This window comes from Isoptericola croceus, from assembly GCF_029382255.1.
GTDB classification, from domain to species: domain Bacteria; phylum Actinomycetota; class Actinomycetes; order Actinomycetales; family Cellulomonadaceae; genus Isoptericola; species Isoptericola croceus.
Window position 1 is genome coordinate 41,616 of the sequence record NZ_JARLLG010000009.1, and the last position, 13,006, is coordinate 54,621.

General features: G+C 72.4%; 12 protein-coding genes. 7 read left to right on the forward strand and 5 right to left on the reverse strand.

What is annotated here, in order from left to right:
- Positions 1 to 83 precede the first annotated feature (83 nt).
- The 3 genes from pgsA (at position 84) to PZC42_RS16875 (ending at position 1,672) form a co-directional block, all read left to right on the forward strand.
- Positions 84 to 677 (forward strand): CDP-diacylglycerol--glycerol-3-phosphate 3-phosphatidyltransferase, encoded by a 594-nt coding sequence (pgsA, locus tag PZC42_RS16865; protein WP_277212763.1) that lies wholly within the window; start codon positions 84 to 86, stop codon positions 675 to 677.
- Entirely contained in the window at positions 674 to 1,138 is a 465-nt protein-coding gene (locus PZC42_RS16870; RefSeq protein WP_277212764.1) for a CinA family protein, read from the forward strand. The genes pgsA and PZC42_RS16870 overlap by 4 nt, the downstream gene beginning before the upstream one ends.
- A gap of 204 nt (positions 1,139 to 1,342) precedes the next feature.
- Entirely contained in the window at positions 1,343 to 1,672 is a 330-nt protein-coding gene (locus PZC42_RS16875) for a helix-turn-helix domain-containing protein (RefSeq protein WP_277212765.1), read from the forward strand.
- Between the two features lie 21 nt (positions 1,673 to 1,693).
- On the opposite strand, the gene PZC42_RS16880 is transcribed toward PZC42_RS16875, so the two are convergent.
- The gene (locus PZC42_RS16880; RefSeq protein ID WP_277212766.1) at positions 1,694 to 2,503 is read right to left on the reverse strand and encodes a DNA-formamidopyrimidine glycosylase family protein; all 810 of its coding nucleotides are present in this window, start codon (positions 2,501 to 2,503) and stop codon (positions 1,694 to 1,696) included.
- A gap of 115 nt (positions 2,504 to 2,618) precedes the next feature.
- Here PZC42_RS16880 and PZC42_RS16885 point away from each other — a divergent pair, with 115 nt between their 5' ends.
- A complete protein-coding gene (locus PZC42_RS16885; RefSeq protein WP_277212767.1) occupies positions 2,619 to 3,338 on the forward strand; it encodes a DUF998 domain-containing protein in 720 nt (239 codons plus the stop codon).
- Here PZC42_RS16885 and PZC42_RS16890 read toward each other — a convergent pair.
- Entirely contained in the window at positions 3,304 to 8,010 is a 4,707-nt protein-coding gene (locus PZC42_RS16890) for an ATP-dependent helicase (RefSeq protein ID WP_277212873.1), read from the reverse strand. The genes PZC42_RS16885 and PZC42_RS16890 overlap by 35 nt on opposite strands.
- Positions 8,011 to 8,076: 66 nt before the next feature.
- On the opposite strand from PZC42_RS16890, the gene PZC42_RS16895 reads away from it, so the two are divergent.
- From PZC42_RS16895 to PZC42_RS16905, 3 genes are all read left to right on the forward strand, one after another.
- Positions 8,077 to 8,310, forward strand: a complete 234-nt coding sequence (locus tag PZC42_RS16895; RefSeq protein WP_277212768.1) for a DUF3046 domain-containing protein — start codon at positions 8,077 to 8,079, stop codon at positions 8,308 to 8,310.
- Positions 8,311 to 8,574: 264 nt separating this feature from the next.
- Complete coding sequence (gene recA / locus PZC42_RS16900) at positions 8,575 to 9,738, forward strand: recombinase RecA (RefSeq protein ID WP_277212874.1); 1,164 nt, start codon at positions 8,575 to 8,577, stop codon at positions 9,736 to 9,738.
- 13 nt (positions 9,739 to 9,751) lie between these two features.
- Positions 9,752 to 10,342 (forward strand): regulatory protein RecX, encoded by a 591-nt coding sequence (locus PZC42_RS16905; RefSeq protein ID WP_277212769.1) that lies wholly within the window; start codon positions 9,752 to 9,754, stop codon positions 10,340 to 10,342.
- 109 nt (positions 10,343 to 10,451) lie between these two features.
- On the opposite strand, the gene PZC42_RS16910 is transcribed toward PZC42_RS16905, so the two are convergent.
- From PZC42_RS16910 to PZC42_RS16920, 3 genes are all read right to left on the reverse strand, one after another.
- Positions 10,452 to 11,333, reverse strand: coding sequence for an amino acid ABC transporter permease (locus PZC42_RS16910; RefSeq protein ID WP_277212770.1), 882 nt, complete (start codon positions 11,331 to 11,333; stop codon positions 10,452 to 10,454).
- Complete coding sequence (locus tag PZC42_RS16915; protein WP_277212771.1) at positions 11,330 to 11,980, reverse strand: amino acid ABC transporter permease; 651 nt, start codon at positions 11,978 to 11,980, stop codon at positions 11,330 to 11,332. The genes PZC42_RS16910 and PZC42_RS16915 overlap by 4 nt, the downstream gene beginning before the upstream one ends.
- A 116-nt stretch (positions 11,981 to 12,096) precedes the next feature.
- Positions 12,097 to 12,966 carry a glutamate ABC transporter substrate-binding protein gene (locus PZC42_RS16920; protein ID WP_277212772.1) on the reverse strand — a complete coding sequence of 290 codons (870 nt, stop codon included), beginning with the start codon at positions 12,964 to 12,966 and terminating at the stop codon, positions 12,097 to 12,099.
- Positions 12,967 to 13,006: the final 40 nt, after the last annotated feature.

Below are 13,006 nucleotides of genomic sequence, written 5' to 3' on the forward strand. Positions count from 1 at the left end.
CCGTTCGAGACTACCGGGCCGAGACCGGGCACCGGCAGGTAGGCCGGGCGTCGAGGCCCCCGTGGCCCCAGTAGGCTGGACGGATGACCGACGCCACACCCTCACCGTGGAACATCGCGAACTTCGTGACCATGGTGCGCATCGCTCTCGTCCCGGTCTTCGCGTGGGCGCTGCTCGTGGACGACGGCCAGTCCGTGGTCTGGCGTCTCGTGGCGACCGGGATCTTCGCGGCGGCGGCGCTGAGCGACAAGATCGACGGGCACCTCGCCCGGTCGCGGGGCCTGGTCACCGATCTGGGCAAGATCCTCGACCCGATCGCGGACAAGGCGCTCGTGGGCGCGGCCCTCGTCCTGCTGTGGTGGCCGCTGGGCGAGCTGCCGTGGTGGGTGCCGGCCGTCATCCTCGTGCGGGAGCTGGGCATCACGGTGATGCGGATGGGCATGCTGCGATACGCGGTGATGCCGGCGTCGCGGGGCGGTCAGATCAAGACGGTGCTGCAGATCGCGGCGATCCTGCTCTTCCTCCTGCCGCTGGCGCACCTGCCCCCAGCCGTCCTCGTCCTTGCGTGGGTGGCCATGGGTGCTGCGATGGCCGTCACGGTCGTCACGGGCGTCGACTACCTCGTCCAGGGCTGGCGCATCCGCCGTGACGGGCAGCGGTCGGGGGCTCGCGGGTGAGCGCGCGGACGTTGCTCGGGCTGGCTGCGGACCGAGGCTGGACGGTGGGGACCGCGGAGTCACTGACCGGAGGGCTCGTCACGGCCGCGCTGGTCGAGGTGCCGGGCGCGTCGTCGGTGGTCCGTGGTGGCGTGGTGGCCTACGCGACCGAGCTGAAGGGCGCGCTCCTCGGCGTCGACGCCGACCTGCTCGCCGAGCGGGGCGCCGTCGACCCGGACGTCGCCCGGGAGATGGCCGCGGGTGTGCGGCGGACGGTCGGGGCGGACGTCGGCCTTGCCACGACCGGCGTGGCCGGGCCCGAGCCGCAGGACGGCCGGCCGCCGGGACTGGTCTACGTGGCGGTGTCCACCCCCGCGACGACGCAGGTGCGACGGCTCGACGTCGACGGCGACCGCGCAGCCGTCCGGGCCGGCGCCGTCGGCGCGGTCCTGATGCTCGCCGTGGAGCTGCTCGAGTGGTGAAGGATCCGTGCTGGTCGGGCGACGATCCGGCACCTGGTGGTCGGCCGGGAACACCGGCGACCGGTCGGGCGTTGGGCAGGTGTGATCGCAGACAGGCCACGAACTCGTATCGATGCGCGTCCCGGTCGACGCGCCCTTCACGGCACGGGGTACGGTAGTGCCACCCCTCGATACGGGGTGGCGGAAGAAGGAAGGGGGCGCGACATGATCGTCCTACGACGAGAGATCGGTGACGTGCTGCGCGACGCGCGGCAGCGTCAGGGGCGCACCCTGCGCGAGGTGTCTTCGGCTGCACGGGTCTCGCTGGGATACCTCAGCGAGGTCGAGCGCGGTCAGAAGGAAGCCTCCTCGGAGCTGCTCGCCTCGATCTGCGAGGCGCTCGACGTACCGCTGTCGCTGGTGCTGCGTGAAGTGAGCGACAAGATCGCCGTCGCCGAGGGGCTGCACGTGCCGGACACGATCCCGGCCGACGTGCTCGCCGGGATGTACTCCCGTGCCGCTGCGTCCCGCGAGGACCTGACGCCGGTCGGCTGAGCCGCAGGCGGAGGGGCCGGCTCAGCCGACCGAGTCCGTCCTGTGCGTGGCCTGGCACGTCGGGCACCAGAACACCGGCCGTTCGTACGGCGGTTCGTTCGCCTGCCCGACCGCGATCGGTGTGCGGCACCGGCGGCACGGCCGGCCGAGCTGGCCGTGCACCGCTCGCGGCACGTGCTGCAGCCCTCGGGCTCGACCCACGTCGACGCTGCGTCCCATGAGGCGGCGTGCCGTCGACAGCAACCGGCGCAGTGCCGCGTCGTCGAGAGTGCCCGTCGGGGTCCAGGGGTGGACCGCGAGGGCGTGCAGCGTCTCGGCCATCCAGATCGTCCCGAGGCCCGCGACGACCCGCTGGTCGAGCAGCACGTCGCACAACGGTCGGTGGCCCTGCTCGCCGAGCCGGCGCACCCCCTCGTCGATGCCGTCGCCCGGGAAGTCGTCGCCCAGGACATCTGGGCCCAGGTGGCCGAGGAGGTGCGCCTCGTCGTGCGTGCGGCCAAGGTCCAGCATCCCGAGGCGCCATCCCACGGCCGTCCAGCGTGCCGTCGCGAGGACAGCACGCACTTCGGGCCGGTGGGCGGCGGCAGCGCGGTCACCCGTCCGTTCGACCCGCCACGAGCCGTCCATGCGTAGGTGCGTGTGCAGCGTCCTGCCGTCGTCGAACCGTGTCAGCAGGTGTTTGCCGTAGGCGACGCACGAGACCACGGTGCGTCCGGTCAGGTCCGCGCCGGCCGCACTGGGCCAGCGCAGCTCTGCGCGGACCAGCGGAGCACCGCGCAGCGCCTGTTCGAGCCGTTCGGCGGTGAGCCGCAGCACGTCGCCCTCGGGCACAGGAGGTCTCCGTTCGTCGATCCTGGTCCGATCAGGGTCCCACGAGGACGGATCAGGGACCGCCCAGGGCGATACCTGATGGATTCATGCCGACTTTTCGGACATCCTTGGAGCCATGCCTCACACTGCTGGACAACTGCGCGCTGACCAGGCCAGACGCGACAGCGTGCGAACCGTGGGCTGGTCGGGTGCGTTGGCGCTCGCCGCGATGGTCGCGGCGCACGTGCTGGGCGCCGCCGTCGTGGACCCCGTGCTCGATCCCGTGAGCTTCTATGCCTTCGTTCCGGGCGGTGGCGAGGCAATCCTGCTCGGCGGCACGGTCCTGGCCGTCGTCGGCATGGTCCTCGTGGCGCGGGCGTACCGGACCGGGCTGGCGGCCGGCCCGCTCCCCGGGGTCGCGATGATCGTGTTCGCGGTGGCGATGGTGCTGGTGGGGGTCTTTCCCACCGACCCGCCCGGGGTGGCGACGACCCTCTCCGCGGCCGTGCACCGCACGAGTGCGGCGGCGGCGTTCGTGGTGCTGCCCGTGGTGGGTCATTGCGTAGCGCGGCGGGTCACGGTGCCCCGATCCGCGTCGCCCCGCCGGTTGCAGCGGGCGACGGTGTCGTTGGCAGTGCTCGTGATGGCCTTCCTGGCAGTTCATCTGCCGCTCGCCGCTGTCGGGTCGGGCATCGCCGCCTTCGGGCTGCTCGAGCGCATCGGGTTCGTCCTCATGATCGGGTACCTGCTCCTGCTGGCCGACACGATCGACCGCGAGGCGCCGGGCACGACGTCCTCGTCCGGTTCGATCGAGCTGGCTGTCAGCGAGCCGCGACCCGTAGACCTTGCGGCGTGATGCCGAATCCCTGATCCAGCAGGGCCGCGACGACCGGTCCACGCTCTCGTGCTGCCGTCAGTGCGGGTGCCCCGTCGACGCGCTGCACCAGCACCTTGCCCAGTCGCCCCGCGCGAGCGGCGTCGGCGAGCTGTGCCGCCGCGGGCGCGAGCTCGGCCGGATCGTCGGTGAACGACAGCAGGGTCCGGCCACCACGTTCGACGTAGAGCGTGAGGGAACCGGCGGTCAACACGACGACGGATCCTGCCTTGCGCCCCGGTCGGTGCACGGGCGCGTCGCCCGACCCGCGCGAGGGCCGTGGCCAGGCCAGGGCGGCACCGTAGGGGTTGGCGGGGTCGGTGGCCGCGAGCAGCACGGCGGAGCGGGGCGCATCCGGGTCGGCGCGCAGCCGGTCCCGCTCGGCGGCGTCGACCCGCAGCTGGTCCACGGCTCCGGGCAGGGCGAACTGGGAACCACCGAGACGTTCGACGAAGTAGCCGCGGCGGACGGCTCCGCGCTCCTCGAGCCCGGACAGGACCCGGTAGACGTCGCGGAAGCGCCCGGCGACACCCTCGGAGGGGGCGACGGCGCGAGTGAGCACGCCGTGCCGGTCCAGCAGCACCTGGGTCAGTGCGTGCGTGCGCAGCGTGGGGTCCGCCTCGCGGACGGGCAGGGCGGACCACCGTCCGCCACCACCGCGCGGAGCCGCAGGTCGGGACAGAGCGAACCGCGACCGGCGGACGGGCCGTGCGCGCGCCGGGCTCCGCGGCGCGCGATGCGCTCCGCCGCCCGCACCGACCCGTTCGCGGAGCACGGCGAGCCCGTCGTTGGTGACGTGGCCTGCCCACACCAGGTCCCAGAGGGTCTCGAGGGTGTCGTGGGGTGAGGCGTCGGCGAGCTCGGCCAACCTGGGCAGGAAGTATCCGCCGGAGCCGGAGAGCAGGTCCAGCACGACGCGGTGCAGGTCCGAGTCGAGCGGGCCGTCCGGCGTGAGCTCGGACGGCGTGGCGAGCGTGAGCGGCGCGTCGTCGGACAGGTGCAGGCTCACCAGCCCGTCACCGCCGCCACCACCGGTGAGCGACCCGTGCCCGGCCCAGAGGACCTCGCCCGTGGTCGTCAGGTCGTCGAGCAGCGCGGGGGAGTAGTCCGCCACGCGCGCGGGCAGCACGAGCGTCTCCAGGGCGGAGGCCGGCACGGCGGACCCGGCCAGCTGCTCGACGGCTCGGAGCACGCCGTCGGTGCCGCGCAGGGAGGCCGAGGTGATGCCCTGCCAGCGGGGCAGGAACACGCCGAGCGACTCCGGCTCGACCGGTTCGACCTCCGCTCGCAACGTGGCGAGGGAGCGACGGCGCAGGGTGCGCAGGACCCGCGGGTCGCAGAGGTCGTCCCCGGTGCCGCCGAGCACCTCGGGCCTCAGGGCGCCACGCACCAGCAGGCCGTCGGCCTCGAAGCGCGAGAGGACCACGGCCACGACCGCGACGCCGAGGCCGAACCGGCGTGCGACGTCGGCGGCGGAGAACGGGCCGTGCGTCCGTGCGTGCCGGCGGACGAGATCGCCCAGCGGGTCGGGGACGGGGGTGGTGTGCGCGTCGGCCAGCCCGGTGGGCAGGGCGGCACCGAGGGCGTCGCGCAGACGTGCCGCGTCCTCGACCACGGCCCACTGCTCGCTCCCGGCGACCCGCACGCGCCAGACCCGTCGCGTCCGTTCCAGCTCGTCGAGCCACCCCTCGACATCGTCGCGTGCGTCCTCGCGGGTACGGGCGCGCAGCGCCGCGACCGGGTGCGGGCCGGTCCGCCGCAGCAGGTCCCACACCCCCTCGGCATCCTTGGCCTGCCGTTCGGGTGCCAGACCCTGCAGCTCGGCCTCGGTGCGTTCGACCGCGGCCGGGTCGAGGAGGTCGGCGAGGTCGGTAGCCCCCTGCTCGCCGAGCAGCTCGGCGAGGAGCGCGGGGTCGAGGGAGAGCGCCGCCGCGCGTCGTTCCGCGAGGGGGGCGTCGCCGTCGTACAGGAACTGTGCCGTGTAGCCGAACAGCAAGGAGCGGGCGAAGGGCGACGGTTCCGGCGTGGTCACCTCGACGAGGCGGACCCGCCCGGCGGCCAGGTCGGCCATGAGGATGCGCAGGGCCGCGACGTCGAAGTCGTCCTGGAGGCACTCGCGGGCCGCCTCGAGCATGATCGGGAAGTCGGGGTGCGCGGACGCCACCTGGAGGAGCTGGGCGGCACGCTGGCGCTGCTGCCACAGGGGCGACCGCCGGTCGGGGCGACGGCGGGGCAGCAGCAGGGCGCGGGCGGCCGCCTCGCGGAACCGGGCCGCGAAGAGGACCGAGGAGCCGAGCTCGGTGCGCACGGTGTCGGTGACCTCGTCAGGCTCGAGGAGCAGGTCCTCGGTCGTGACGACGGGCTCGGCGCCTGGCGCCCCGGCGTCGTCGAGGTCCCAGGGCGAGTCGCCCGGCAGTCGCAGCACGATGCCGTCGTCACCGGGCATCGCCGAGACGTCGGCGCCGAGACGTTCGCGCAGCCGGGCCGCCACGGCCAGGGCCCACGGGGCGTGCACGCGCGCGCCCAGCGGCGAGTGGATGACCACCCGCCAGTCGCCGAGCTCGTCTCGGAAGCGTTCGACGACGACGGTCCGGTCGTCCGGCAGCCGGCCGGTGGCGGTGCGCTGTTCGGTCAGGTAGCCGGCGACGTTGTCCGCGGCCCACGCGTCCAGCCCGGCGGTCCGCAGGAGGGCACGACCTGCCTGCGGGTCCGCGACCAGGGCGCTGTCCGCCTCGCGGACGAACGCCCCGACGGCGCGGCCGAGCGGCGCCGGACGTCCGGGGGCGTCGCCCTTCCAGAACGGCAGCCTGCCGGGCAGCCCGGGGGCAGGCGTGACGACCACCCGGTCGGGGGTGATGTCCGCGATGCGCCAGGTCGAGGAACCCAGGGTGAACGTGTCACCGACCCGGGACTCGTAGACCATCTCCTCGTCCAGCTCACCGACCCGCTTGCCGCCCCGGCCGCCGTCGTCCCCGGCGAGGAAGACGCCGTACAGGCCGCGGTCGGGGATGGTCCCGCCGCTGGTGACCGCCAGGCGCTGGGCACCGGGACGGGCGGTGAGCCGGCCGGTGACCCGGTCCCAGACGATCCGGGCGCGCAGCTCGCCGAACTCCTCGCTGGGATAGCGGCCGGCGAGCATGTCCAGCACGGCGTGCCAGGTGGCGTCCCCGAGGCCGGTGAACGGCGCGGAGCGGCGCACGAGAGCGAGCAGCTCCTCGGCATGCCAGTCGTCCATGGCGAGTGCGGCGACCACCTGCTGGGCCAGCACGTCCAGAGGGTTGGACACCACGTGGAGCGGCTCGATCTCGCCGTCCTGCATCCGCTGCACGACGACGGCCGCCGGCACGAGCTCGCCCCGGAAGGTGGGCAGCACCACGCCACGCGACACCGCGCCGACCTGGTGGCCCGCTCGCCCGATGCGCTGCAGCCCGCTGGCGACCGACGGCGGCGATCCCACCTGGACCACGAGGTCGACCGCACCCATGTCGATGCCGAGCTCGAGGGACGACGTCGCGACGACGGCCGGCAGCAGGCCCGCCTTGAGGTCGGACTCCGTGCGGGTGCGCTCGGCACGGCTCATGGAGCCGTGGTGAGCACGGGCCAGGACGGGCGCGCCGTCGGGCGGAGCGGCGGCCGTGCCCGACTGCCCGGGGGCCTGCGCGGCCTGGTCCGCACCGGGGTCCGCGAGGGGGTGCCCTTGTCGTTCGGCCCACGTCTCGTTGATCCGCGCGGTGAGCCGCTCCGCCCCGCGCCGCGAGTTGGTGAACACGAGCGTCGAGCGGTGCGCCGCGACGAGGTCGACGACGCGGTCCGTGACGTGCGGCCACACCGAGGCCTGGCGCTGGGGCGCTGCCGCGGCACCGGACAGGTCGGGCTCCTCGGCGGCGCCCAGGTCCGTGAGGTCGGGCACGGGGACGGCGACCTGCAGGTCCCAGCGCTTGTCGGCCGCCGGCTGGACGACCACCACCTCACGACCGCCCTCGGCACGGGGGCGGCCGCCGCCCAGGAACCCGGCGACGTCGTCCACGGGACGCACGGTCGCGGACAGCCCGACGCGTTGCGCAGGACGGTCCAGGAGCTCGTCGAGCCGCTCCAGGGTGAGGGCGAGGTGTGCGCCCCGCTTGGTCCCCGCGACCGCATGGATCTCGTCGACGACGACGGTCTCGACGCCGACCAAGCCGGTCCGTGCCGCCGAGGTGAGCACGAGGAAGAGCGACTCGGGGGTCGTGACGAGCACGTCCGGCGGCCGGGTGGCGAAGGCACGGCGCTCGGACGCGGGGGTGTCGCCCGTGCGCATGCCGACGCTCACCTCGTGCGCGACGCCGCCGTCGCGGGCAGCGGCCTGCCGGATGCCCGCGAGCGGGGCGCGCAGGTTGCGCTGCACGTCGGCCGCCAGGGCCTTCAGCGGCGAGACGTAGAGCACCCGGCACCGGTGTGCCGGATCCTGGGGGAGCGAGCCGGAGGTGAGGCGGTCGATCGCCCAGAGGAACGCCGCCAGCGTCTTGCCGGAACCGGTCGGGGCCACCACGAGCGCGTGCTGGTCGCCCTCGATCGCCTCCCACGCGCCCGCCTGTGCCGCCGTCGGGCCGTCGAACGCGTCGGTGAACCACGCCCGGGTGGCGGGCGCGAACCGGGCGAGAGGGTCGTGGGAGATCGGGGCCACCGCCCCATCGTGCACCGCACCACCGACAGGCGCCCGATGCCGTGGCACCCTGGGACCGTGCGCTACTCCGACTTCTCCCAGCTCGTCGACGAGGTCTTCGGCAGGGCCCTCGGCCGGACGCTCGTGGCCGAGCAGGTGCTGCCCCGGCTCGGCGACCGCACGCCGGCCGACGCGCTCGCGGCAGGCGTCGAGCCGCGTGACGTGTGGCACGCGCTGTGCGACGCGCTCGACGTGCCGGAGTCCCGCCGGTGGGGCACCGACCGGAACCGGCAGGCGCCCCCGCCGCGTTGAGCCCTGCGGTCCGGCGGCCCGGCGGCCCGGCGGCTGGAGGCTCCGCGGCTCGTCGGCGGGTCCGGCCGCGACACGCCGACGCCGGCACCCTGCGGATCGAACAGATGTTCGGCTAGAGTGTGTCCACAGCAGGATCTCCGCGGCAGCCGTCCACAGCGAGGCCGGAGCGCGGGTGGTTTGTCGGTGGCGCCCAGTAGCGTCATCGACAACATGAACAGCAAGCCGAAGGCGCGCGGCCGCGCCCAGAACACGAAGGTGACCAACATGCCAGCACCGGAAGACCGCGAGAAGGCTCTCGAAGCCGCGCTCGCCCAGATCGACCGCAGCTTCGGCAAGGGCTCCGTCATGCGCCTGGGCCAGGAGGGGCGCGCCCCGGTCGAGATCATCCCGACCGGGTCCATCGCGCTCGACGTCGCGCTCGGCATCGGTGGACTGCCCCGGGGCCGCGTCGTCGAGATCTACGGCCCGGAGTCCTCCGGCAAGACGACCATCGCGCTGCACGCGGTGGCGAACGCGCAGCGCAACGGCGGCATCGCGGCGTTCGTGGACGCCGAGCACGCGCTGGACCCGGAGTACGCGAAGAAGCTCGGCGTGGACACCGACGCGCTGCTCGTCTCGCAGCCGGACACCGGTGAGCAGGCGCTGGAGATCACGGACATGCTCATCAGGTCGGGGGCGATCGACGTCATCGTCATCGACTCCGTCGCGGCCCTGGTGCCCAAGGCGGAGATCGAGGGCGAGATGGGCGACAGCCACGTGGGCCTGCAGGCCCGGCTCATGTCACAGGCGCTGCGCAAGATCTCCGGCGCGCTGAGCTCCTCGGGCACCACGGCGATCTTCATCAACCAGCTCCGCGAGAAGATCGGAGTGTTCTTCGGCTCACCTGAGACGACCACGGGCGGCAAGGCGCTGAAGTTCTACGCCTCGGTGCGGTTGGACATCCGCCGGATCGAGACCCTCAAGGAGGGGACCGACGCGGTCGGCAACCGCACGCGGGTCAAGGTCGTCAAGAACAAGATGGCCCCGCCGTTCAAGCAGGCCGAGTTCGACATCCTCTACGGCGTCGGCATCTCCCGCGAGGGTGGCCTGATCGACATGGGCGTGGAGCACGGGTTCGTCCGCAAGTCCGGTTCCTGGTTCACCTATGACGGGGACCAGCTCGGGCAGGGCAAGGAGAACGCCCGAGCCTTCCTGCGTGACAACCCCGACCTGGCCAACGAGCTCGAGAAGCGCATCAAGGAGAAGCTCGGCGTCGGCCCCAAGGTCGACGCCCCCGCGGAAGGGGGCGGCGCCGAGCCGGTGGCGGGGGCCGCAGGGTCGGCCGACTCTGCGACATCAGCGGCGGGGCCGGACGACGGCAAGACCTCCGCCAAGGCGAAGTCGGCGACAAGGTCGTCGGCGGCCAAGGCCAAGAAGGCGCCGTTCTGACGAGCGTGCGCTGATGGCAGGCAGGCAGCAGGGCGGTCGCGGCGAGGGGGAGCGCCGCGGCCGCCCGAGCGTGGGCGAACGACTCGAGACGGGTGAGATCACCGTCGAAGAGACCGCGGAGCTCGCTCGCGAGTCCGTGCTGCGAACCCTGACGGCGGCACCCAAGAGCCGCGCCGAGCTCGCTCGTTCGCTCGCGCGCAAGGGATTCCCCGAGCACGTGGCCACCCCGGTGCTTGATCGACTCGAGGAGGTTCGCCTCATCGACGACGCCCAGTACGCCGAGATGATCGTCCGCACACGTCACACCGAGAAGGGCCAGGCGAGACGCGCGATCTCGGCCGAGCTGCACCGCCGCGGGGTCGATGCGGAGACCGCCACCGAGGCCCTGGAACAGATTGACGGCGACGACGAGCGGGTCGTGGCGGCGGAGCTCGCCCGCAAGCTCGTCGCGCGCACGCGAGGGCTGGACCGGGACAAGCGGGTGCGGCGCGCCGTGGGAGCGCTGAGCCGCAAGGGCCACAACCCGTCGGTGGCGTTCGCGGCGGTCAAGGACGCGCTGTCCGCCGAGGGCGACGAGCTCGACGACGTCCTCGTCGACGACTGAGGCGCTCCACGGCCGCGCTGACTCGGTCGCGAGTGGCACCGCACGAGAACGGTCCCGGGTGAGATCACCCGGGACCGTTCTCGTGTCGTCCTGCGCGTCCGATCGGCGATTACACGGAGGTACGCCCGGGATTGGTGGGAATGGCGATCTCGGTGTTGATCTCCAGCTGCTCAGGCTTCTGGCCACGTGCCGCCAGTCGGCGATCGACGATAATGGCCACCCGGGTCAACGCGAAGTTGACCCCGAGGTACAGCGCCAGCGTCACCACGAACAACGGGAACCGGTACTGGTCACCGAAGAACGAGTAGTTGAGCTGCATGGTCCGCAACAGCTCGGGGTACCCGACGATGAAGCCGAGCGACGAGTCCTTGAGCAGCACGACGAACTGGCTGATCAGGCTCGGGAGCATGAGGCGGAGTACCTGGGGCAGCTGGACGATCCGCAAGGTCTGCCAGCGGGTCAGCCCGACGGCCGTCCCGGCCTCGAGCTGTCCCTTCGGCAGTGCGGCGAGGCCGGCCCGGATGATCTCAGCGACGATCGCCGCGTTGTACAGCACCAGGCCGAGCACGACGGCCTCGTACGCGGTCAGGCCGAAGGCCAGGAGCCCGAACAGCATCATGAGCAGCACGGGTACGCCACGCAGGAGCTCGATGACCGCGGTGGCCAGCCCGCTCACCAGCCGCACCTTGCTCGTGCGCAGGACCGCGAGGACCAGGGCGAGCACGAACGCCAGGGGAGCGGCGAGGACGGCGGCCCGGAGCGTAGCGCCGAGCCCGATGACGACGAGAGAGCGCCACACGTCTGCCGCGGTCTGCCCCTTGGGCGGGTCGGTGAAGACCTCCCACCGAGCGTCGAACAGGCCGCGGTCGATCATGCCCTTGATCACCCAGACGAGCAGGGCGACCAGGAGCAGGCCCACGACGATGGATGCGATGCGCTCAATGCGCCGCGTCCGGGGTCCGGGCGCGTCGTAGAGGACGGAGCCGCTCATCGGCTGAACACCACCTTTCGCTCGATGTACCCGGCGAGCGTCCCGCTGGGAATGGTGATCACCAGGTAGAAGAACGCGACCCCGAGGAGCATCCAGATCACGTCGGGCGGGTAGTCACGGGCCAGGCCACGACCGGTGGCGGTGAGCTCGACGACGGCGAATCCCGCGGCGACGGAGGTGTTCTTGGTCAGGGCGATGAGCACGTTGATGAGCGGGGGGACGACGGTGCGCAACGCCTGCGGAAGCACGACGAGGGAGAGCGTCTGGTTGCTGCCGAGCCCGATCGCGCGCGCCGCCTCGGCCTGCCCGACGTTCACGCTGTTGATACCGGAGCGCACGGCCTCGCAGACGAAGGCCGAGGTGTAGACGGTCAGCGCGATGATCGCGGGCACCCGACCCAGCGGAAGGATGTAGCCCATCGAGGGAAGGATGAAGACGAAGAAGATGAAGACGAGCGTCAGCGGGGTGTTGCGGCCGATCTCGACCAGCGTCGCCCCGACGATGCGCAACGACTTCAGCGGCGAGACACGGAACGTCGCGAGGATCGTCCCGAACACGAGGGACAGGACTCCGGAGACGACCGCCAGGAAGAGCGTCGTCGTGAAGCCGTCCCAGAATTTCGGCAGTGCTTCGATCACCGAGTCCATGGAGTGTTTTCCTGCACTTCCTGTCAGATGTGCGGGAAGGGACTCTCGCCCCTTCCCGCACACCGTGGCACGGACACGCCGGAGGGCGTGTCACCGATCTGTCAGCGGTCGAGCGCTCAGTAGCGGTCGACGGCCGCCGGCTCGGGGGTGTCCAGGACCTCGCCCGCTGTCGCCTCCCAGGCGGTAGCCCAGCGTCCGTCCTCGTAGGCGGCCTCGAGCGTGTCGTTGATGAAGGTCCGGAAGTCGTCGTCGCCCTTGGTGAGGCCGATGCCGTACGGCTCCTCGGTGAACAGGTCGCCCACGATCTGGAAGTCTTCCGGGCTCTCTGCGACGTACCCGGCGAGGATGACGTTGTCGGTGGAGACCGCGTCGACCTGCCCGTTGCGCAGCGGGTCGAGGCAGTCGGTGTAGGCACCGAAGGTCACCAGCTCGGCGTCGGGGTAGTTCTGCTCGATGTTGCCGGCCGGCGTCGAGCCGTCCACGGAGCAGACCTTCTTGCCGGCCAGGTCGTCCGGACCGTTGATCTCGGTCTCGTCGGTGCGCACCAGCAGCGACTGCCCGGCCACGTAGTACGGCCCCGCGAAGTCGACCTCCTGCTTGCGTTCGTCGTTGATGGTGTAGGTCGCCACGACGATGTCGACCTGACCCTCCTTGATGAAGGTCTCGCGGTTGGCGGAGACGGTCTCGACCCAGTTGATGCCGTCCTCGGCGATGCCGAGCTCGGCCGCGATCAGCTTGCCGATCTCCACGTCGAAGCCGACGGGGTTCCCGTCGGGGCCGACCAGACCGAACAGCGGCTGGTCGAACTTGGTGCCGATGGTGATCGAGCCGGCGTCGGCGAGCTCGGCCATGGTCGAGCCCTCAGGGAAGTCGGCCGCCTCGACGTCGGCCGGTTCGGTGGTCGTCTCGCCGTCGTCACCGCAGGCGGACAGGGTGAGGGCGGCCACGGCGGCGAGGGCCACCAGTCCGGTGGAACGTCTACGCATGATTTCTCCTTCGTCGGGCGTCCGGCTCGTGACCGGCGCA